We start from the raw sequence: 20,301 nt of genomic DNA on the forward strand, positions 1-20,301 counted from the left end.
GAATAGCGCGCGTCGGCGCGCTGGGCAAAGCAGGTCAGTTGTTGTTGGCGCTGTCGCCAGGGGCGTAGTGCATGACGGGTGTGACTTGCTGGCTGTCGGCAGCGAGACTGGCTTGCATGTTCTGCGTGATCGGGTCGGACGCGGCGGCGGGGTTCGCCGCGAGCGCCGTGGATGCGTCGGGTAACGCGGCCGCTGACAATGCCGCCGGATGCTGCTGCGCGCCGTTATCGGCAACGGGCGGTGATGAAGTCGTTGCGGTGACGCTCGAGTCGTCAGCGCCGCAAGCGCTCAACGCTAAAACGGCGAGTGCGATTGACGCGATGCTGGCGAGGCGGTTGCTTGTTCTCATTTCTGCATACGGTTTCGTGAAAACCGGTGCGGTCTCCATCCTTTCAAGAAATAATTGTGAAACGTTTGCGCGCCGCATATCTTTCGACAATTCGTCGGTATTTCGAAAGGAAATGGAAAGTGACAGGAAGGACAATGGTCACCGTTACGCCATCTGGCCGACGCTTCACGTACACCTAATGATTGATTGACGGCTTTGCATAACCGGTTGATCCATGACACGCATCGAACGACCTTTCGACATCACGCGTCTTGAAGACGAATGGCTGGAAGCGGACGGCTTGGGTGGTTTCGCGTCGGGCACCGTGGGCACGTTGCGCACGCGCCGCTATCACGCGTTGCTGCTGAGCGCGACGCGCGCGCCGGGTGGGCGCATGGTGCTTGTCAACGGTGTCGAGGCCTGGCTCGAAGCGGCAGGGCGGCGTTATCCGCTGACCATGCAGCGGTATGCGCCCAATGTGATCTATCCGGATCTGGGCGCGAGTCTGGTTGCGTTCGACACCATGCCGTGGCCCACGTGGCGCGTTCAACTCGATGCGCAGATGACGCTCACCGCCGAGGTCCTTGTCAGCAAGGCTACATGTGAAACGGTATTGCGTTGGCGGCTGGAGGGCGCGGCAACGTCCGCTGACATGAGTGCGCCGGTGCTGAAGGTCCGGCCTTTGCTGTCGGGCCGCGATTACCACGCGCTGCATCATGAGAACCCCGCGTTCAACTTCAGCGCGTGGACCAGCGACGATCAGGCATGCGCGAGCTGGCAACCGTATGGCGATGTGCCGGTGATCCATGCCGCGACCAACGGCGCGTACACGCACGCGCCCGATTGGTATCGCAACTTCTGCTACGCGCGCGAAGAGGAGCGCGGCCTCGACTTCAGCGAAGATCTGGCGACGCCCGGCGTGTTCAGCTTCGCTCTCGCCGACGGTGCAGCGGTGATGGTGCTGAGCGCGTCCAGTGCAAGCAGCGCGGGAATGTCCGCCTTCGCTCCTGCAACGCCATGTGAAAACGCGCAAGCCGCCGCCGTCCGCGCATCCGAACTCGCGCGTATCGAGCAGCGCCGCCGCACCACGCTGGGCTCACGCCTGCAGCGCTCCGCCGATGCCTACGTGGTCTCGCGCAACGAAGGCGGCACGATCCTCGCGGGCTTCCCGTGGTTCACCGACTGGGGCCGCGACACTTTCATCGCGATGCGCGGCCTGCTGATCGCGTCGAACCGTCTCGACGAAGCCGAAGCGATCCTGCTCGAATGGTCGGGCATGCTGTCCGAAGGCATGCTGCCGAACCGCTTTCCCGACTACGGCGACATGCCGGAATACAACTCGGTCGATGCGTCGTTGTGGTTCATCGTGGCCGTGCACGACTACCTGGCCAAGCGTCACGCCAGCGCCGCGACCCGCACGCGCCTGCAACAAGCCGCTGAAACCATTCTGACCGGCTATACGAAAGGCACGCGCTTCAACATCCAGGCCTGCGCCGACGACGGCCTGCTGCGCGCCGGCGTCGCCGGCGTGCAGCTCACGTGGATGGATGCGAAAGTCGGCGACTGGGTGGTCACTCCGCGCATCGGCAAACCGGTCGAAGTGCAGGCGCTCTGGATCAACGCGTTGCGCATTGCAGCAAGCTGGAACCCGCAGTGGCAGCCATCCGCCGGACGAGCGTTGCAATCGTTTCACGAACGCTTCGTCGACCCGGCCACCCAAACGCTGGCCGACAACGTCGACGTCGATCACGTGAAAGGCGCGGTAGACCGCTCGATCCGGCCGAACCAGATTTTCGCGGTGGGCGGCCTGCCGTTCCCGTTGCTCGAAGGCGCGGCGGCGCGCGCGGTGCTCGATCAGGTCGAGACGCAGTTGCTTACGCCCCTCGGCCTGCGAACGCTCGCGCCGTCCGACCCGGCGTATCGCGGCCGCTATAGCGGGCCGCTGCTCGCGCGCGATGGCGCCTATCATCAAGGAACCGTCTGGCCGTGGCTGCTGGGCCCGTTCGTCGAAGCATGGCTGCGGGTTCACGGCGCAGCGGCGGACACCCGCGCGCAAGCCAGAGCGCGGTTTCTCGACCCGCTCTACGCGCAGCTGGACCACTTCGGTCTGGACCATCTGCCCGAAATCGCCGACGGCGACGCGCCGCATGCGCCCGCCGGCACGCCGTTTCAGGCGTGGTCGCTGGGCGAATTGCTGCGCGTCGAAAGCCTGCTTGCCGGGTTGGAGCCCATCGCCGCGTAAACCGCGCTACGATGTGTGTCCCATCGCCAAGCCTGAAGCAAGGACGAAGTCATGCCACCGCTGCGCGCTGCCAATCTGCTCGACACCATCGAAGGCTCACGCCTGCATTCGGCCGCTTGCGCCCATTGGCAGCGCTGGGGGCCGTATCTGAGCGAGCGCCAATGGGGCACGGTGCGCGAGGATTACAGCGCCGACGGCACCGCCTGGGACTCCTTTCCGCACGACCATGCGCGTAGCCGCGCGTATCGCTGGGGGGAAGACGGCATTGCCGGTTTCGGCGACGACAAGCTGAGCTGGTGCGTGTCGCTTGCGCTCTGGAATCGCAAGGACCCGATCCTCAAGGAGCGTCTGTTCGGCCTCACCAACGCCGAGGGCAATCATGGCGAGGACGTGAAGGAACTGTACTTCTACCTCGACGGCACGCCGACGCATTCGTACATGCGGATGCTCTACAAGTATCCGCACGCCGCCTTTCCATACGAAGACCTGGTGCAGGAAAACGCTCGACGTGGCGGCGACATGCCCGAGTACGAGATTCTCGACACCGGGGTGTTCGACGATCTGCTCTATTTCGACGTGCAGGTCGAATACGCGAAGCACGCGCCCGACGACATCGTGATGCGCGTGACGATCGAGAATCGCGCGGACGAGGCCGCGTCGCTCGACGTGCTGCCGCAAATCTGGGCGCGCAACTCGTGGTCGTGGAAGGAGAACAAGGACAAGCCGTCGCTGGTCGCCGGCACGGACCACAACGGCGACACGCACCTGATCGGGCGCCAGCAGGGTCATGAGCCGATTGTCGTGACGGCGTGGTCGGAGGACGCGCCGCAACTCGCGTGGCTCTTCTGCGAAAACGACACCAACGTGAAGCGCCTGTTCAACATGGACGGCGCCGGCCCGTTCAAGGACGGCTTCAACGACTATCTCGTACACGGCGATCAGCAGGCGGTACGTCGCGACGCCGGTACCAAGGCCGCCGCGCATGCGGCGCTCGAATTCGCTCCGCACGGCCGCGCCGTGGTGTATCTGCGCTGGCGTCCGGAGTCGGCCCCGGACGCTGTGCCGTTCGATGCCGATGCGGTGTTCGCGCGCCGCATCGCCGAGGCCGACGAGTTCTATGGCGCGCTACAACACGAGATCGCCGATCCCGACGCGCGCCTCGTGCAGCGTCAGGCGCTCGCCGGCATGCTGTGGTCCAAGCAGTACTACCAGTACGACGTGCAACGCTGGCTCGAGGGCGATCCGCTGCAACCCAAACCGCCCGCGAGCCGCAAACACGGCCGCAATGCGGACTGGCGCCACCTGTGCAATGCGGACATCGTCTCGATGCCCGACAAATGGGAGTACCCGTGGTACGCGTCATGGGATCTTGCGTTCCATGCGGCCGCCTTCGCGCTGATCGACCCGGCCTTTGCGAAGCGTCAATTGCTGCTGCTGGTGAAGGACCGCTATCAGCATCCTAACGGCCAGCTGCCCGCCTACGAATGGGCGCTCGGCGACGGCAACCCGCCCGTGCATGCATGGGCCGCGTGGCGCGTGTACGAGATCGACCGCGCGCTCACCGGCAAGGCGGATCGCGATTTTCTCGAACTCATGTTCCATAAGCTGCTGCTCAATTTCTCGTGGTGGGTGAACCGCAAGGACGCCGACGGCCACAATATTTTCCAGGGCGGCTTTCTCGGACTGGACAACGTCGGTATCTTCGACCGCTCGTCGCCGCTGCCGACCGGCGGCCACATCGACCAGGCCGACGGCACCGCGTGGATGGCCGCGTACGCGCTCGACCTGATGCGCATCGCGCTCGAACTCGCGTATGCGAACCATGTGTTCGTGGATATCGGCGTGAAGTTCTTCGAGCACTTCCTGTATATCGCCGAGGCCGTGAGCTGCGACGACGGCTGCGAGACGGGCCTGTGGGACAGCCAGGACGAGTTCTTCTACGACAAGCTGCACCTGCCTGACGGCAGCAGCATGCCGATGCGGGTGCGCTCGGTCGTCGGGCTGATTCCGCTGTTCGCGGTGCACGTGCTGGAAGAGCGTCTGCATGGCGGCTTGCCGTGTCTGCGCGAGCGGCTCGTGTGGTTCCTCGAACATCGGCCGGATCTCGCGAAGCTGGTCTCGCGCTGGAACGAGCCCGGCAAGGGCAACGCGCTGCTGCTATCGGTGCTGCGCGGTCACCGGATGAAAGCATTGCTGCGGCGTGCGCTCGACGAAAGCGAATTCCTTTCCGATCACGGCGTGCGGGCGTTGTCGCGCTTTCATCGCGATCAGCCGTTCGTGTTCAATCACAACGGCAAGAGCTTTTGCGTCAAGTATCTGCCGGCGGAATCCGACACGCGCGTGTTCGGCGGCAATTCGAACTGGCGCGGTCCGGTGTGGATGCCGGTCAACTATCTGCTGATCGAATCGCTGTACGAATTTCACCGCTATTACGGCGACGAGTTTCGCGTCGAATATCCGACGGGCTCGGGGCAGAAATTCTCGCTTAGTGAAATCGCCGATGAACTGGCGCGCCGCACGACCACGCTGTTCCTCAAGAACAAGGACGGCGAGCGTCCCGTGATGCGCGCATATCCGCTGTTGCAGGCCGATCCGCGCTCGTGCGACCTCGTGCTGTTCCATGAGTACTTTCACGGCGACAACGGGCGCGGTGTCGGCGCATCGCATCAGACCGGCTGGAGCGGGCTCATAGCGCTACTGCTGCAACCGAGGGCGATGTCGGCATCGGGCAACGTGCCGTTGGCGGGCGAGCCGGAACGCGCGCCGATTCCTGTTGCGGCGGCGGCGCCGGCCCGCGCGCCTGAACCTGCCTCAGAACCCGCGTCCGCGCTCGCGGCCACCACGGCGAAGTAAGCATCACGGCGACCACGCACGCGGCGAGGTTACATCGACCCTACAAGGGCGCATGCCGTGCTGGCCGCGAGATCGTTTTTGAACTGTGTCGGTTCAGGCGTGGTCTTTCATGAATCGCCACGTCCGTTCCATTGGCTTCCTCAAGTGAATCCCATGTCGACTACACCGAATCCCCAGGCTTCCGATCAACCCGCCGCCACTCAGGCACCGAGTTGCAAGCTCAGTGCGAGTCCGCACGATGCGCCGCCGTCGCCGGCCGGCAAGCGGCCCGCGCCACCTTGCACGCTGGTGATCTTCGGCGCCGGCGGCGACCTCACCAAGCGGCTCCTGATGCCCGCGCTGTACAACCTCGCGGTGGACGGCCTGCTCGACGGCGCGATGAACATCATCGGCGTCAATCATGGCGAGCGCGAGACGAGCGAGTGGCGCGAAGACCTGCACAAGTCGCTACAGCAATTCGCCGCCGACAAAGCGAGCACCTTCCACGCGGGCAAGCTCGACGACCACGCGTGGGACTGGGTCGCGCAACGCCTCGAATACATGGCCGGCGAGTTCGAAACCGACGACGTCTTCACAAAGCTCAAGCAGAAGCTCGAACAGTCGCCGGGCAGCAACGTGATCTTCTATCTCGCGGTCGGCTCGCGCTTTTTCAAACCGATCGTCGAGCATCTGGGCAAGGCGGGTTTGCTGGAGGAAGGCGAGGGCGCCAGCGGCGGCTTTCGCCGTCTCGTGATCGAGAAGCCGTTTGGCATCGACCTCGCGTCGGCGCGCGATCTGAACGCGCACATTCTGTCGTACGCGAAAGAATCGCAGGTCTATCGCATCGATCACTTTCTCGGCAAGGACACCGTGCAGAGCATCCTCGCGGTGCGCTTCGCGAACGCACTGTTCGAACCGTTATGGCGGCGCGAATATATCGACAGCGTGCAGATCACCGCGGCGGAAACGATCGGCGTGGAAGGGCGCGGCAAGTTCTACGAGCAGACGGGCGCGTTTCGCGACATGGTGCCGAATCACCTGTTCCAGTTGCTCGGCATGGTCGCGATGGAGCCGCCCAATTCGTTCGACGCCGAAGCGGTGCGCGACAAGAAGGCTGAAATCTTCGACGCGATCCAGCCGCTGACCCCGGACGATGTCGTGTTCGGTCAATACGAAAAAGGCCCGGCGGGCGTCGGCTATCGCGAAGAACCGAACGTCGCGCCCGACAGCACGACGGAGACCTACGCGGCCGCACGCGTGTTCGTCGAAAACTGGCGCTGGGCCGGCGTGCCGTTCTATCTGCGCACCGGCAAGCGGCTGGCGGCGCGTCGCACGGAAATTTCGGTGCAACTGAAGCCGGTGCCGTTCCTCCTGTTCCGCGATACGCCGGTCGGTGCGCTCACGCCGAACGTGCTGACCTTGCGCATCGATCCCTCGCACGGCACGAGTTTCGACTTCAACGTGAAAACACCGGGCCCGGTGATGCAGGTGGGCGCGGTGCAATCTTCGTTCGACTACGCCGACTTTTTCGCGGAACGCGCCAACGTCGGCTATGAGACGCTGCTATACGACTGCATGCTCGGCGACGCGACGCTGTTCCAGCGCGCCGACAGCATCGAAACGAGCTGGTGCGCGGTGGACGACGTGCTGCATCCGAAAAGCGGCGGCGCGATGCCCGTGCACGGTTATGCGGCCGGCAGCGAAGGCCCCGCGCAGGCCGACGCGCTGCTCGCGCGCGACGGCCATGCGTGGCGGCCGTTGCAACAGCATGCTGTCGAGAAGAAGTAACGCGCAACATGCGCGCATCAGCATCCACATGATCGAGGGACACCGTGGCGACACGTAAGACGAAAGTGACGAGCAGCACCGAGCGGATTCTTGCAATCGACGTCGGCGGCACCGGCTTGAAAGCCGCGATCATCGACTCCGACGGCAAGATGAAAACCCAACGCGTGCGGGTGGCAACACCGCATCCGTGTACGCCGGACCAGCTGGTCGATGCGTTGGCGAAGCTGGTCGCGCCGCTCGTGGAACAGGCACCACCCACGCTGATGTCGATCGGCTTTCCGGGCGTGGTGCGCAACAACCGCATTCTGACCGCGCCGCACTTCGGCGTCGAAGGCTGGCATGACATTCCGCTCGCCGACTCGTTGGCGCAGCGTCTCGGTGGCTTGCCGGTGCGCATGATCAACGATGCCGAAATGCAGGGCTTCGCCGCGATCGAAGGGCATGGCCTCGAATTCGTGCTGACGCTCGGCACGGGCGCGGGCACCGCGATGTTCCGCGACGGCGAGTTGATGCCGCATCTCGAACTTGCTCATCACCCGGTCAGCAAGAAAGGTGTCGCATACGACGAATACATCGGCGAGGCCGCGCGCGAGAAGGCGGGGAATAAACGCTGGAACCGGCGCGTTCATCAGGTGATCGGCATTCTGGAGTCGCTGGTGAACTACGACAAGTTGTGGATCGGCGGCGGCAACGCGGCGCGTCTGAAGTTTGCGTTGCCGCCAAACGTGGCGACCGTCTCGAACGATGCCGGTATCGAAGGCGGCGCGCGTTTGTGGCATCCGCTGTCCGTGTGCGAAACCCGGCAATTGCCCGAGGCGACTCAACGCACGGGGCGATTCAAATAGCGCCGGATTGGCGGGCCAATATCAAGGAGTGTTCAACGTGACTCGATTCGGCTTTGGTATTGCAAGGCCTTTGTTATCCGCGGGCGTGTTCGCGGTGCTCGCTTTGGCAACCGCGCAGGGGTACGCGGTGGAAGCGTTCGCAGTCGCGTCGCCGGGTTTGGCCGATGGCGGCACACTGGATTCGAGCCACGCGGCCAGCGCTAACAATTGTGGCGGCGGCGACGTGTCGCCGGCGCTGCAATGGCGTAACGCGCCCGCTGGCACGAAGAGTTTCGCGGTCACGATTTTCGACCCCGATGGCGCGAAGGGATTGGGCATCGCGCACTGGGTGCTGTACGGCATCGCGCCGTCGACCACGGCGCTCGTTGCAGGCGGTGCTGCGCCGCCCGGCAGCGTCGCCGGCACGAATCAGACTGGCGCCGCCGGTTATCACGGGCCGTGTCCGCCGGTTGGCGAGCTGCCGCATCACTACGTCGCGCAGGTCTATGCGCTCGATCTGCCACCCGATGCGCTGCCCGCCGGCTTGACCCGCGATGCGCTGCACGCGGCCATCAAGGGTCATGTGATTGCCGCGACGAGCACGGTGCTGCGATATGGACGATGAGGTGTCCGGCTTATCTCGCCGCGTCGCCCCAACGGTATTGCACGCTGGCTTCGTCGAGCTGAGTCTTGACCTGCGCATCGAGCACCAGTTCGGCAGCCGCGAGCGTATCGCTCAACTGCTCCGCGCGGCTCGCGCCGATAATCGCTGACGTGACGAGCGGATTGGCCAGCACCCATGCGAGAGAAACCCGGGTCAACGACTCGCCCGTTGGCTCGACGATCGCTTTCAATTGCTCGATCGTTTCGAACTCGCGCTTGTGCCAGTACCGCTCCTGGTACATCGCGCCAGCCTTGCCGACGGTCTCCGTGAAGCGCCCGGTCGCCGGCGCGGCATCCAACAGGTGCTTGCCCGTCAGCAAGCCGCCCGCAAGCGGGTTGTACGGCATCACGGCCAATTGTTCTTCGGTGGCCAACGGCAGCAACTCCCGCTCGATCTGACGGAACAGCAGGTTATAGCGAGGCTGCACCGACACAAAGCGCGCGACGCGCAACACATCGGCGCGTCCCAACGCGCGCGCGAGCCGATACGCGAGAAAGTTCGATACGCCGATATAGCGCGCTTTCCCCGAGCGCACGATCGTATCCAGTGCTTCGAGCGTTTCGTCGAGCGGCGTATTCGCGTCGTCGGAGTGGAGCTGATAGAGGTCCACGTAATCGGTGCCGAGGCGCCGCAGCGACGCGTCGATGGCATCCAGCAGATGCTTGCGCGATGCGCCCTGATCCCACGCCGCGGGCCCCATCTTGCCCACTGCCTTGGTCGCGAGAATGAAGCGCTCGCGCTTGCCCTTCAACCAGCGCCCGACGATTTCCTCGGTGCGCCCGGCAATATTTTCGTCGCCGCCAAGCGGATACACATCGGCCGTGTCGATGAAATTCACGCCGGCGTCCGCCGCTGTGTCGAGAATGCGCTGCGAGACATTTTCTTCGGTTTGCAGGCCGAAGGTCATCGTGCCGAGACACAGGCGCGAAACGGTCAGGCCGGTGCGGCCGAATTTGCGGTATTGCATGTCAACTCCGAAGATGAACGGATCAGTGGCGGTATGCAGTGTCGCAAAAAGGATAAACGGTGTCGCAATTCGGCGTCGTCAGTAGGCTTCCCGTAATGGTTATTGAATTGAAAGTTTTCTGTCGCGAAGCAATCTGATGATTGGTTTGCTGTTATTCGCTTCACGCGTATCTATCATTACAACCGCGTAATAAAACAAGATCGCTTTTCGATCACATATTACGATATGCCTACGTTCGTAAAACTTCGAAACAATTTTCTTGCACGATGTAACACAAGGCGCCATTGATGCGCTTCGGTGCGTGTGGAATGATAGCGATTCTCATTTAACAGCTAGCCAGCCATCCCGTCCTTTCTGCGCCAGTCAGACGACCGGAAGCCAGCCATTGCAGATTTGTCATTGATCGCATCTCAGGCATGCGAATTTGACAAGCGCACACCTGACGGGATTTCCATGTTCGACCACACGCCGCTTGCGACTGCGTTAGCGCTAGCTTTTGCCATTCCATTTGCGACACCGGCTGTTGCGCAAACCGCTCCTCAAACCGCGTCGCAACCGGCGGCCGAGAGCAAATCGACCAGCAGTTCGGCAAACGCACCGGCAAACGCAGCTGCAAACACCACGGCCGAAAGCGGCACGCTGCCGACCATCGGCGTCTCGGCGCAGGCTGAACAACAGGACTTCCAGGCTGAACGGTCGAATGTCGGCGCGAAAACGCCTACCGCGTTGCGCGATATTCCGCAGACCGTCACCGTCATCAACAAGGACGTGCTGGCTTCGCAAGGCGCCACGTCGTTCCAGGACGCGCTGCGCAATGCGCCGGGCGTAACGATCGGCGCGGCCGAAGGCGGCCAGATCGGCAACAACATCAACCTGCGCGGCTTCACCGCGCAGAACGACATCTACCTGGACGGCTTCCGCGATCGCAACCAGTACTATCGCGACACCTTCGACCTCGAAGAACTCGAAGTCCTGTATGGTCCGTCGTCGATGCTGTTCGGCCGCGGCTCGACGGGCGGCGTGATCAATCAGGTCAGCAAGAAAGCGATCCTGAAGGACTCGGCGGAAGTCTCGGCGATGATCGGTACCGACGACCGCTATCGCACCAGCGTCGATGTGAATCACAAGCTGACCGATACCTCGGCGATCCGCCTGAACGCGTTCGGTCAAAGCCTGGGTTCGACGCGCGACGTGATGAAGAACAAGGACTTCGGCGTCGCGCCGGAAGTGCGCTTCGGGATCGGCACGCCGACCGAAGTGACGCTGTCCGCGCTGATCCAGCACAACCACGACATGCCCGACTATGGCATCCAGGCGTTGAACGGCCACCCCGCGCCGGTGCCGAAAAACACCTTCTACGGCTTGACCGACGACCGCACGATCCAGGACGTGCAGATTTTCACCGCCGCGATCAAGCACAAGTTCTCCGACGCGCTCACGCTGACCAACCAGACGCAGCTCTCGCACTCGCTGACCGATGCGCGCGAGACCGCGCCGCAAGCGGTGCTGACCGGGCCGCTCGCGTCGAGCACCGCGTTGACCAACGGCAACTTCACGACGCTGTCGCCGTCGCAGCTGTTCATCAAGTTGCAGAGCCACGACCGTGTGATCGAGAACCGCTCGATCTACAACGACACGATGCTCGAATACAAATTCGACACCGGCCCGATCAAGCATGACCTGATCGCCGGCTTCGAACTCGGTCACGACAGCTATACGAACCAGGCCTACACGCGCAACAACTTGCCGGTCGTGCCGATGCTGAATCCGCCGATCATGAGCACGCCGTCCAATGTGACCACCACGGTCGGCAACCACACCGATTCCGGCGCAAACGAACTGTCGGCCTATCTCAACGACACCGTGTCGCTCGACCAGCACTGGAAGGTGATCGGCGGCTTGCGCTGGGACCGCTTTCAGGCGCAGATCCACAACACGATCACCGCGCCGCTTTACGCGACCCAGACCAACTTCTTCACCAGCGTGCGCGCGGGCGTGATCTACCAGCCCACCGATTGGCAGTCGTACTACGTGTCGTATGGCACGTCGTTCAACCCGTCGCTCGAAAACCTGACGGTGACGAACCTGACGCAAAACCTCGCGCCGGAATCGACCAAGTCGTATGAAGTCGGCGGCAAATGGGATCTGCTGGGCGGCAATCTCTCGGTGACCTCGGCGTTCTTCCGCGAGGAAATGGACAACGCCCGCACGCAAGTCTCGCCGACCGAATACGAACTCGCCGGCGACATCCGCGTGGACGGTTTCCAGGCGGGCGTGACCGGGCACATTACCGACAAGTGGCAGGTGTTCGGCGGCTACACGTACATGGATGCCGTCATCCTGAAGGCGCTCGACGGAACGCAAGGGCACACGCCGGCCAACACGCCGCGCAATACGCTGACGCTGTGGACCACCTACGCGATCACGCCGCATTGGGAAATCGGCGGCGGCCCGATCTATATGTCGCCCCGCTACGCGTCGAACACGAACTACGTGCGGGTGCCGGGCTACACGCGCTGGGACGCGACCGCCGCCTATCACGCGAAGAAATACGACGTGCGTCTGAACCTGCTGAACCTGACCAACAAGGAATACTTCGACGCGCTGATTCCGTCGGACGGCGGCCGGTCGGTGCCGGGCATCGGACGCACGCTGCTGGCAACCTTCGACTATCGCTTTTGATACACGCGGGGCGGATACGGTAGGCTTGCCGGTTTTGACAACGGCAAGCTGACGCAAAGGACACACTATGTTGCTGCAGATTCCGAAGGTACTGGACGCCGGGCAGTTGCGCTTCGTGCGCGAGCGGCTCGAACAGGCGGGCGACGTGTGGGTCGATGGCCGCGCGACCGCCGGTTATCAAGGCGCGCCGGTCAAGCGCAACCAGCAGATTGCCGAGCACTCGCCCGTGGCGCGCGAGCTTGGCGATGTGATTCTCGCGGCGATCGAGCGCAACCCGCTGTTCATCAGCGCGGTGCTGCCGAATCAGGTGTATCCGCCGCTTTTCAATCGCTACGAAGGCGGCATGCAGTTCGGCAGTCACGTCGACGGCGCGGTGCGCGTGCTGCCCAACGGCGTGAAGCTGCGCACCGACGTCTCGGTCACGCTGTTCATTTCCGAACCCGACGAATACGACGGCGGCGAACTCGTGATCGAGGACACCTATGGCGTGCAGCAGGTGAAGCTGCCGGCGGGCGACATGATCGTCTATCCGGCCACCAGTCTGCATCAGGTCACGCCGGTCACGCGCGGCGCGCGCATCGCCAGTTTCTTCTGGGTGCAAAGCCTCGTGCGCAGCGACACGCAGCGCGCGCTGCTGTTCGACATGGACACCGCGATCCAGCGCCTGAATGCCAGCCACGCCGACGAAACCGCGCGCCGCAGCCTGGTCGGCTGCTATCACAATCTACTGCGTACCTGGAGCGAAACTTGAGTGTCCCCGAGACTATCGACACTCAACCGCCGGCCGACATGGACCGCGCGACACACGAGCCGCGATGGCCCGACAGGGGCGAACAGAAGTCGCGGCAGCAGCGTTCGCAGCGCGCGACCGTTATCAAGTGGCTGCGCAAGGTGCATGGCTGGGTCGGCTTGTGGGGCGCCGCGCTGGGCTTGCTGTTCGGCACCACGGGGTTCTTTCTGAACCATCGCGGCGGGCCGCTGCGGGTCTCCACCGGCGAGCCGCAAGTGTCGATGCTGCAGGTGCCATTGCCGCAACCGGCGCCGGACACGCCGCGCGAGCTGGCCAGGTGGCTCAAGCATGAACTGAAGCTGGCCGGCAATCCGGGGCGCGTGCAGCAAGAGCCCGCGCATCCCGTGGCATGGGGCGAGCGCAGCCTCGTTCAGCCCGAGCACTGGCAACTGAATTTCGCGTCGCCGCGCGAAAACACGTCCGCCGAATATTGGGTCGGCAATGGCTATGTGACGGTCAAGCGCAGCGAGAACACATTTCTCGCGATGCTGACGAATCTGCATAAGGGCGTGGGCTTGAGTGTCGGCTGGGTGCTGCTGATCGATACGCTCGCGGGCAGCCTCATCCTGTTGTCGCTCACCGGCGTGCTGCTGTGGACGGAGTTGAACAGGCGCAAGACGGTCGGCGCGGTGCTGGTGTTGGGATCGATCGTCGCCGCCGTGTGCATGGGACTGATGTAAAAGCGGGCTCTCGCCCGATAGATGCGAGCCGGTGGGCGCGATGCTGGTCCGCCGGTCTCACGGCGCGTGCGCCACTGCGGTGAAGCCGCCGCTCGCGCTAGAATCTCCGCAGATCGCCAGTTTGCAGGCTCTGCCAAAATTCGACGATGACCCCCTCCGCCAATCCAGTCGACGCCGCGCTCCTCACGCGGCGCGCGATCCGCGCTTTTCTCCCCACGCCGGTGCCGCGCGCCGACATCGAAGCCATTCTCGAAGCCGCCAGCCGCGCGCCCTCGGGCACCAACACGCAGCCGTGGAAAGTCTATGTGGTGACGGGCGAGTCGCTCGCGCGTCTGTCGCGGGATCTGCTCGCCGCCTATGACGACCCGCAACGCGACGCGCTCTATCGTGAAGAGTATCCGTACTACCCGCAGCAGTGGGTGTCGCCGTACATCGACCGTCGCCGGAAAATCGGCTGGGATCTGTATGGCCTGCTCGGCATCGAAAAGGGCGACAAGGCGCGCATGCATGCGCAGCACGCGCAGAACTACCGCTTCTTCGGCGCGCCGGTTGGTCTGTTCTTCACGATCGACCGCGTGATGGAGCGTGGCAGCTGGCTCGACTATGGCATGTTCCTGCAAGCGATCATGACGGCCGCACGCGGGCGTGGCCTCGACACCTGTCCACAGGCCGCGTTCACGCCATTTCATCGGGTGGTGGCGGCACATCTCGGCTTGCCGGAGGGCGAGCAGCTGGTGTGCGGCATGTCGCTCGGTTTCGCCGACCAGAACGCGCTCGTCAACACGCTGCGCAGCGAGCGCGAACCGGTTGAACGGTTCACGCGATTCCTCGATTGAGCGCGGCTCGTGTCTCCCACTATCCATCGGAACATTATGAAAACATCGCGCCGCCATTTTTTGATGTTGAGCGTGGGCGTCGGCTCATCGTTCGTGCTGGCCCGTGCGGCCTCCGCCGACACCGCGAATCGGCTCAGCGAAGCCGACCCGAAGGCGCAAGCCGTCGGTTATGTGGAGGACGCGTCGAAGGTCGACAAAGCAAAGTTTTCCAGCTACGCGGCAGGGCAAACGTGCGCCAACTGTTCACTGTTCCAGGGTAAGGCTACGGACGCCTATGGCGGTTGCACGCTGTTCGGCGACAAGCAGGTCGCCGCGCGAGGCTGGTGTAGCGCGTATACGAATATGTGAGCGGGAGGGGGCGGCGCGCGTGTTTGCGCCGGGCAACGCCGCTCACATCACACCCGGCCCCACTCTCACATCAACCCCTTCAACACCAGTTCATGCGAGCGGCCGATCCACACGGCCGCGTCGCGGTGATCGCGCAGGGCGTCGCCGGTATTCGGGTGCACGAAGATGTCGAGCGCGCCGTGATTCAGCGTGAGCCAGCCGACCACGTCGGCAAATTGTGCGTGAGCGAAGCCGAGTTGATACGACCACATGGGATGCGGGCCGATCGGGCGCTCGTGAAAGCGGCCGATTTGCAGCTTGTCGTTCCAGTGCGCTTCGATCTGCTGGCGGAACGCCCATGCGGCGTCGCGGCTGCTCGAATCGAAATAGATGTGGGCGTGCCAGCTTTCGATGGCAGAGGTGTCGCGAAAGGTCATATAAGTGTCCATGGCATTCGGTTGGCCATCACGTTGCGTCAGTCTTTATCCGACATTCATTCTGCTTCGATTTCCGCCGCCGCGTGCGGTGCGCGCCTCATGTGAAACTGTGTAGCGTCTTCGCCGACGACTACGAAGCCGAGCCGGTCGTACAGGCGTTTCGCGGGATTGCCTTTGATCACCTTCAACGTGACGGGCAATGCATCGGCCTGGGCGGCCCGCAAGACGGTGCGCAGCGCGCGTTCGCCAATGCCGCGCCGTTGCAGCGACGGCGTGATCTGCAATTGCACGACCACCCACTGGCTCTCGGTGCGATGCGCTTTCAGCAAGCCGGCCGGCGCGCCGTCGACGCAGACCACTCGCGCCGTATCGTAACGATGCAGCAGGCGCGCGCGATGTTCGGCGTCGTCCGTCGGCTGGCCGGCCCGTTCGAGGTGTTCGGTCATCGCCGCCCTGCGTAGTTCGAACAGAAAGGGCTCGTCGTCGGCGAGCGCGGGACGCAGGGTCAAGCCAGATTTTCGAGCGGACATATCGGTGAAGTTTCCACGCGCGGGTGGCCAGTAAGATTTGTCGTGAATTGTCGCGCCAGCAGCGCTTTTTTACCACGCGGTTAGGTTTCGGCTTCTTCGCTTCCGGGTTCCACGCGTACGGCTAACGGTTGAGCCAGCCGTTGCCACTGTCGAGAGCGGCGCACGGCGAGGCGTGCTGTTTCAAATGCCGCCGGTGATTGCGGCTTGCCGAATGCGTCGTTCGTGACGCTTGCGCCGGACTTGTTGCGCGAAGCGCGATGTGGCCGACAGCCAGTGGCACGTGCTTTGCTTTTGCCTCGTGCGCAGATTGCCGGCGTGCACCGGTTCGACGCGTCGCGCTCGCGTCGCCGAACCGCCGACGAACGCCGCCTGCCTGGCACCATAACGAAAAATGCTGAATACGAAACCACACACTGTCACGCGCGAAGTCGATGGCGAAGCCGTCACGTTAGTCTTTTATCCTGACACCGGTCGTTTGCGTTTCGCGGATGCACGCGGCCTGTGTCATGAGCTGAGGCCACCGAATTCATGGCTCGCAATCGTTTGCGTGTCGCGCGGCGTGCGCAATCGAACGCAGGCGACGACAGAATGTTTGACTGCGGGCCTTACCGTGTTGTTGCATGAGTTCTGCGCGAAGCGGCCGCGTCCGTTCAGCGGTCCGGTGCATGTGTCGGCTGATCAGATGGCTGCTTATGCCCTCGCCACGTAGCCGGTCGCGGGGCTGGGGCTTCGCCGAATCGTGTCGGCGTATTTGCCGATTCACGCATCGCTTTGCGCGTCGTCCAATGTGAGCATGGCGGCGACGCAATAGCGCGCATTGCTCGGTCGAAACAAAGCGGCGGACGGTCTGCGTTTTCATTCAGTTTTTGCAGTGAGGTTCGTCCACATGACGAGCGGCTTAACGAACTTTCCGAGGTGGGCTATGGAGATTGTCGAGTTTGAACCCAGCGTCTCGGCAGACGGACGCGCGGTGATCTTCCAACTATCGGCGCGTGGACGGGATCTCGAATGCGCCGTCACGCGTGAAGCGTTGGAGCAGCACTTCTGGTTGCAGCGCGACGCTAGCGCGGCACGCGTGCTGAAGGCCTTCGCGGATGGACGCAAACGCATCACGGCAGTGGCGGAAAGAAAGATGCTCGCGCGTCCGGGCGAGAAAGTACTGCTGACGATCAGCGATTTCACCGCACGCGGTTGATGGCCCTGATGCGATTCTTCTCTGCGAGGTCTTGCTCCGCGATGTCTGCGAGATTCGCAATGCGCGAAGCTGAACGAGCGACGGCGAGTGTGCCGTCGCTCGCGCGGTTTTCGACGCATTCGTTGCGACGCGCCCATTCTGCTGAGTAGCCGTCGCATCGTTCACGCTCGCGTGTTTCAAGCGTGCGTTTCAACTCAGCCTCTTTCATTCCCCTGTCGAAAATCCGGTAACGGCCCTATCCGGTCGAAGTTACCGACGACCGCGCGACACGATTGCCGCTCGCATTTCACGACCGGCGCACCGCTCACGTCCGACGAAATCGCCTGTTACACCGATTCGCCAAATTAGCCTGCCAATGCCCCTCGCTTCGGCCAATTGCGTGCAGACGCGCTCGCGTACACTGTTTTCCATGGAGCGACAAATCACCGAGCCCATCGACGCGGTCTTCCCCCGCGTTGTTTTGAACCGTACCGTTGATGGCAGTTTGCCGTGGTGGTCGAAGTCGAACACGGCAGGGCAGTAACGCAGTAGGTAGTAGAAGCAATGCGCACAACGCCCGATCCATGCGATTGGTGCGAATCAGCAGGGGTTGCAGCCAGGAGTAGCTGAAGGCGAAGGACCGGCTGTAATGCAACAGTTCAGAGAGCAACAGCTTTTAGCAGTGGCAGTCGAAGTGGCAGCACCTTGAAGTAGCGGTTTCACGCAGCAGCTTTCGCCGTAGAAGTAGCAGTAAAAGCAGCAGTAGCAGTAGCAGTAGCAATTCAAGTAGCAACAGCTTTGTAAGTTAGATGGTTATAGGTCTGCAGGCATCCACGCGCATGTATGACTGTTCCATCCTGTCGACCCTGTTCCGTCATCGGAACAGGGTTTTTTTTCGCCGGCCCACCTTGCGTGACTTGTATTCGACGGATTTGAACCGATATCCACAGATTGCATCCCGTGTAGCGCACGAGAATTCGGCGCCACCCAGGGAATGAATGAAGGAGCCTGTACCCTATGTCCAGTAAATCGCGAGGCCGCAAGCACGGCCAGTCGGCCATGTCCCCGCTGTTGCGCGCGCTGACCGACAGCCGCACGGCGCACGAGCCGGTCACCGCGGCGATGCGGCTGCAGGGCTATGCCGCGCTCGATGCATTCCAGCGCGGCCACGGCTCCCGCACTCTGCACACGACATTGAGCCGGCATCTGCTGGTGTCGCAGGAGTTGGCGCGTATCGGACTGGGTGAAGACGTGCTCGGCGACATCGGAAACGCACATGCGGCGCTGGTTCGCCTCGACGCCCGCGAGCGGATGCAGGGCCGGTGGACCCTCGAAGACGATGAATACGCGCATCTTTGCACGGCGCTCGCGATTCTCGACGGGCAACTATCGGCGGCGTCGTTGAGCGAGATTGCGAGTGCGGAAGCGAGAATGATCGAAGGCCTGATGCGGTCCGCGCAAGTGCGGGCTTTGGCGGAAGCGGCGGTCTGAGTCGCGCGAGATTGCTTCCGGCAAATGTGTAAAAAAACGCCCCGCGGGGCGTTTTTTGTTTTCAGCGGCGCATGGGCGGCGCGCGAGCGCCGCGCCATGCACGCCGTCATGCCCTTCACGAAATCGTGTACGCGGCTTGCGTATTGGTGGTCGCGCTGGCCTGCGCGCCGGTCGAGTCGATCAGCGTGACAGTCGCGCCGGCCAGCGCGCTGCCGGCGGCCACCGTGCCGGTGATCGAGCTCGCGGTGACCGCCGTCGTACCCGATGACGCCGCGCCCGAATCGCCGCTGCCGCAACCGCCGAGTTGCAAAGCCGCGCAAGCCACGGCCACTGCGATTCCGGTGCGCACTGAGGACCGCGACATGTATTGCCCCGTTGTTCTGATCGTTCGAGTCATGTGTGATGCCGGCAAATCATGCCGATAAGTCTCTCCATCTATGCCGCGCCATGGTGTCCGACTGAAAGCCGATCATCTGGCCTTGCTCGTCGATCAACGTCGATTTCGCCGCGGGCTTCAGCGAGTTCGGAGAATGCTTCAAAGCGACGCTAACGTGTCGCGCTTCGATAGCCTGGCCACGCGACGTTCGGTGCTTACGAATCTCCGTAAGCAACGGGCCGCCGCAGCCGCGCGCGCCGGACCGGGTTTGCCGGAGTCATCCCTGCTTGCTAGACTGGCTCCCACCTATTCGCCGCAAGCGCACCGGGTCCTTCGGCCTCTACCGGAACGAACCCGCCGGACTGTCACATGGGCGGCGCAATCCATTGGAGACGTCATGTCTTACATGCTGCTCATCGTCGAACCTCCGAATCAACGCGTCGAACGCGGCGAGACCGCGGGGCGCGAAGTGTACGACCAGATGGTGCGCTTCGCCGCCGACCTGAAGGAGCGCGGCAAACTGGTCGCGGTCGAATCACTCACATCGCAGAAAGACGCGGTGCGCGTACAGGTTCGCGGCGGCCAGCCGAAAGTGCTGGACGGCCCGTTCGCCGAAGCGAAGGAAATGATCGGCGGCTTCTTCCTGCTCAACTGCGAAACCCGTGATGAAGCCGTGGCGATCGCGCAGGCCTGTCCGGCGGCGTCGTGGTGCACGGTCGAAGTCCGCAAGGTCGGGCCATGTTTCATCTAGGCCCGCGCGTCGGCTGCGTGGTGACTGGGTTTTCCCTGGGGCGCACGCCTGGATGTCGATCCGGCCGCGCATTGCTCGTCGTGTGAATATGAAGCCAGCCAACCCGGCGGCTCTCTTCCTCACCACGAACAGGAGCAACGTCGATGCGTTTCATGATCCTCGTCAAAGCGACGTCCGCCAGCGAAGCCGGCGAGATGCAGGAGCCGTCCGTGATGGCCGCGATGGCCGCGTATCACGAAGAGCTGGCCAAGGCCGGTGTGCTGCTCGACGCGACCGGCTTGCAGCCGAGTTCGAAAGGCTGGCGCATTCGCTACAGCGGCGGCAAGCGCACGGTCGTCGACGGTCCGTTTGCGCCGACGGCGGAACTGATTGCCGGCTATACGCTGATCGAGGTGCGGTCGCGTGAAGAAGCGATGGAGTGGGCGCGGCGCTTTCCCGCGCCGTTCGGCGAGCAGGCCGACGGTGAAATCGAAGTGCGGCAACTGTTCGAACTCGACGACTTCGAGCCCGGCGCGGAGCTGGAGCGGTTCCGCCATCTCGAAGCGTCGCGCCGCTGAGTCGAACCCTGGCGAGCCGACCGCG

At 63.2% G+C, this 20,301-nt stretch carries 19 protein-coding genes; 14 read left to right on the top strand and 5 right to left on the bottom strand.

Annotated features, from left to right (window positions below; all coding sequences use genetic code 11):
- Positions 1–34: 34 nt before the first annotated feature.
- Entirely contained in the window at positions 35–484 is a 450-nt protein-coding gene (locus PQR02_RS15850) for a hypothetical protein (protein WP_408232352.1), read from the bottom strand.
- 79 nt (positions 485–563) lie between these two features.
- Here PQR02_RS15850 and PQR02_RS15855 point away from each other — a divergent pair, with 79 nt between their 5' ends.
- The 5 genes from PQR02_RS15855 to PQR02_RS15875 all read left to right on the top strand — a co-directional run bounded on the left by PQR02_RS15855 (position 564) and on the right by PQR02_RS15875 (position 8,639).
- Positions 564–2,570, top strand: a complete 2,007-nt coding sequence (locus PQR02_RS15855; RefSeq protein WP_408232355.1) for an amylo-alpha-1,6-glucosidase — start codon at positions 564–566, stop codon at positions 2,568–2,570.
- A gap of 51 nt (positions 2,571–2,621) precedes the next feature.
- Positions 2,622–5,423, top strand: a complete 2,802-nt coding sequence (locus PQR02_RS15860) for an MGH1-like glycoside hydrolase domain-containing protein (protein WP_408232358.1) — start codon at positions 2,622–2,624, stop codon at positions 5,421–5,423.
- Between the two features lie 153 nt (positions 5,424–5,576).
- Positions 5,577–7,190 (top strand): glucose-6-phosphate dehydrogenase, encoded by a 1,614-nt coding sequence (gene zwf, locus PQR02_RS15865; protein WP_408232361.1) that lies wholly within the window; start codon positions 5,577–5,579, stop codon positions 7,188–7,190.
- Between the two features lie 44 nt (positions 7,191–7,234).
- Entirely contained in the window at positions 7,235–8,035 is an 801-nt protein-coding gene (locus tag PQR02_RS15870; protein ID WP_408232364.1) for an ROK family protein, read from the top strand.
- Positions 8,036–8,072: 37 nt separating this feature from the next.
- Entirely contained in the window at positions 8,073–8,639 is a 567-nt protein-coding gene (locus PQR02_RS15875) for a YbhB/YbcL family Raf kinase inhibitor-like protein (RefSeq protein ID WP_408232367.1), read from the top strand.
- A 10-nt stretch (positions 8,640–8,649) separates the two neighbouring features.
- Here PQR02_RS15875 and PQR02_RS15880 read toward each other — a convergent pair whose 3' ends face one another.
- A complete protein-coding gene (locus tag PQR02_RS15880; protein WP_408232369.1) occupies positions 8,650–9,645 on the bottom strand; it encodes an aldo/keto reductase in 996 nt (331 codons plus the stop codon).
- A gap of 453 nt (positions 9,646–10,098) precedes the next feature.
- Here PQR02_RS15880 and PQR02_RS15885 point away from each other — a divergent pair, with 453 nt between their 5' ends.
- The 5 genes from PQR02_RS15885 (at position 10,099) to PQR02_RS15905 (ending at position 14,981) form a co-directional block, all read left to right on the top strand.
- Positions 10,099–12,327 carry a TonB-dependent receptor gene (locus PQR02_RS15885; protein ID WP_408232372.1) on the top strand — a complete coding sequence of 743 codons (2,229 nt, stop codon included), beginning with the start codon at positions 10,099–10,101 and terminating at the stop codon, positions 12,325–12,327.
- A 67-nt stretch (positions 12,328–12,394) separates the two neighbouring features.
- Positions 12,395–13,078, top strand: coding sequence for a Fe2+-dependent dioxygenase (locus PQR02_RS15890; protein ID WP_408232375.1), 684 nt, complete (start codon positions 12,395–12,397; stop codon positions 13,076–13,078).
- Positions 13,075–13,797 carry a PepSY-associated TM helix domain-containing protein gene (locus PQR02_RS15895; protein ID WP_408232378.1) on the top strand — a complete coding sequence of 241 codons (723 nt, stop codon included), beginning with the start codon at positions 13,075–13,077 and terminating at the stop codon, positions 13,795–13,797. Before PQR02_RS15890 ends, PQR02_RS15895 begins: the two co-directional genes overlap by 4 nt.
- A gap of 146 nt (positions 13,798–13,943) precedes the next feature.
- Complete coding sequence (locus tag PQR02_RS15900; RefSeq protein ID WP_408232381.1) at positions 13,944–14,633, top strand: nitroreductase; 690 nt, start codon at positions 13,944–13,946, stop codon at positions 14,631–14,633.
- Between the two features lie 36 nt (positions 14,634–14,669).
- Positions 14,670–14,981, top strand: coding sequence for a high-potential iron-sulfur protein (locus tag PQR02_RS15905; RefSeq protein ID WP_408232384.1), 312 nt, complete (start codon positions 14,670–14,672; stop codon positions 14,979–14,981).
- Between the two features lie 65 nt (positions 14,982–15,046).
- Here PQR02_RS15905 and PQR02_RS15910 read toward each other — a convergent pair whose 3' ends face one another.
- Both PQR02_RS15910 and PQR02_RS15915 read right to left on the bottom strand, forming a co-directional pair.
- Positions 15,047–15,397 (bottom strand): DOPA 4,5-dioxygenase family protein, encoded by a 351-nt coding sequence (locus tag PQR02_RS15910; protein WP_408232387.1) that lies wholly within the window; start codon positions 15,395–15,397, stop codon positions 15,047–15,049.
- 56 nt (positions 15,398–15,453) lie between these two features.
- A complete protein-coding gene (locus PQR02_RS15915) occupies positions 15,454–15,927 on the bottom strand; it encodes a GNAT family N-acetyltransferase (RefSeq protein WP_408232390.1) in 474 nt (157 codons plus the stop codon).
- 922 nt (positions 15,928–16,849) lie between these two features.
- Here PQR02_RS15915 and PQR02_RS15920 point away from each other — a divergent pair.
- Together PQR02_RS15920 and PQR02_RS15925 are read left to right on the top strand one after the other, a co-directional pair.
- Entirely contained in the window at positions 16,850–17,122 is a 273-nt protein-coding gene (locus tag PQR02_RS15920) for a DUF1488 family protein (RefSeq protein WP_408232393.1), read from the top strand.
- Between the two features lie 996 nt (positions 17,123–18,118).
- Positions 18,119–18,592 (top strand): hypothetical protein, encoded by a 474-nt coding sequence (locus PQR02_RS15925; RefSeq protein WP_408232396.1) that lies wholly within the window; start codon positions 18,119–18,121, stop codon positions 18,590–18,592.
- 115 nt (positions 18,593–18,707) lie between these two features.
- On the opposite strand, the gene PQR02_RS15930 is transcribed toward PQR02_RS15925, so the two are convergent.
- Positions 18,708–18,956 carry a hypothetical protein gene (locus tag PQR02_RS15930; RefSeq protein ID WP_408232398.1) on the bottom strand — a complete coding sequence of 83 codons (249 nt, stop codon included), beginning with the start codon at positions 18,954–18,956 and terminating at the stop codon, positions 18,708–18,710.
- A gap of 409 nt (positions 18,957–19,365) precedes the next feature.
- Here PQR02_RS15930 and PQR02_RS15935 point away from each other — a divergent pair, with 409 nt between their 5' ends.
- Both PQR02_RS15935 and PQR02_RS15940 read left to right on the top strand, forming a co-directional pair.
- Complete coding sequence (locus PQR02_RS15935; protein WP_408232400.1) at positions 19,366–19,719, top strand: YciI family protein; 354 nt, start codon at positions 19,366–19,368, stop codon at positions 19,717–19,719.
- Between the two features lie 143 nt (positions 19,720–19,862).
- Entirely contained in the window at positions 19,863–20,276 is a 414-nt protein-coding gene (locus PQR02_RS15940) for a YciI family protein (RefSeq protein ID WP_408232403.1), read from the top strand.
- Positions 20,277–20,301 lie beyond the last annotated feature (25 nt).

The organism is Paraburkholderia sediminicola, assembly GCF_046026895.1.
GTDB classification, from domain to species: domain Bacteria; phylum Pseudomonadota; class Gammaproteobacteria; order Burkholderiales; family Burkholderiaceae; genus Paraburkholderia; species Paraburkholderia sediminicola_C.

Excerpts from the sequence above, each read along its gene's own strand:
- PQR02_RS15855 (WP_408232355.1), top strand. The coding sequence starts at position 564 with ATGACACGCATCGAACGACCTTTCGACATCACGCGTCTTGAAGACGAA.
- PQR02_RS15860 (WP_408232358.1), top strand. The coding sequence starts at position 2,622 with ATGCCACCGCTGCGCGCTGCCAATCTGCTCGACACCATCGAAGGCTCA.
- zwf (WP_408232361.1), top strand. The coding sequence starts at position 5,577 with ATGTCGACTACACCGAATCCCCAGGCTTCCGATCAACCCGCCGCCACT.
- PQR02_RS15880 (WP_408232369.1), bottom strand. The coding sequence starts at position 9,645 with ATGCAATACCGCAAATTCGGCCGCACCGGCCTGACCGTTTCGCGCCTG.
- PQR02_RS15885 (WP_408232372.1), top strand. The coding sequence starts at position 10,099 with ATGTTCGACCACACGCCGCTTGCGACTGCGTTAGCGCTAGCTTTTGCC.
- PQR02_RS15890 (WP_408232375.1), top strand. The coding sequence starts at position 12,395 with ATGTTGCTGCAGATTCCGAAGGTACTGGACGCCGGGCAGTTGCGCTTC.
- PQR02_RS15900 (WP_408232381.1), top strand. The coding sequence starts at position 13,944 with ATGACCCCCTCCGCCAATCCAGTCGACGCCGCGCTCCTCACGCGGCGC.
- PQR02_RS15905 (WP_408232384.1), top strand. The coding sequence starts at position 14,670 with ATGAAAACATCGCGCCGCCATTTTTTGATGTTGAGCGTGGGCGTCGGC.
- PQR02_RS15910 (WP_408232387.1), bottom strand. The coding sequence starts at position 15,397 with ATGACCTTTCGCGACACCTCTGCCATCGAAAGCTGGCACGCCCACATC.
- PQR02_RS15915 (WP_408232390.1), bottom strand. The coding sequence starts at position 15,927 with ATGTCCGCTCGAAAATCTGGCTTGACCCTGCGTCCCGCGCTCGCCGAC.
- PQR02_RS15920 (WP_408232393.1), top strand. The coding sequence starts at position 16,850 with ATGGAGATTGTCGAGTTTGAACCCAGCGTCTCGGCAGACGGACGCGCG.
- PQR02_RS15925 (WP_408232396.1), top strand. The coding sequence starts at position 18,119 with ATGTCCAGTAAATCGCGAGGCCGCAAGCACGGCCAGTCGGCCATGTCC.
- PQR02_RS15930 (WP_408232398.1), bottom strand. The coding sequence starts at position 18,956 with ATGTCGCGGTCCTCAGTGCGCACCGGAATCGCAGTGGCCGTGGCTTGC.
- PQR02_RS15935 (WP_408232400.1), top strand. The coding sequence starts at position 19,366 with ATGTCTTACATGCTGCTCATCGTCGAACCTCCGAATCAACGCGTCGAA.
- PQR02_RS15940 (WP_408232403.1), top strand. The coding sequence starts at position 19,863 with ATGCGTTTCATGATCCTCGTCAAAGCGACGTCCGCCAGCGAAGCCGGC.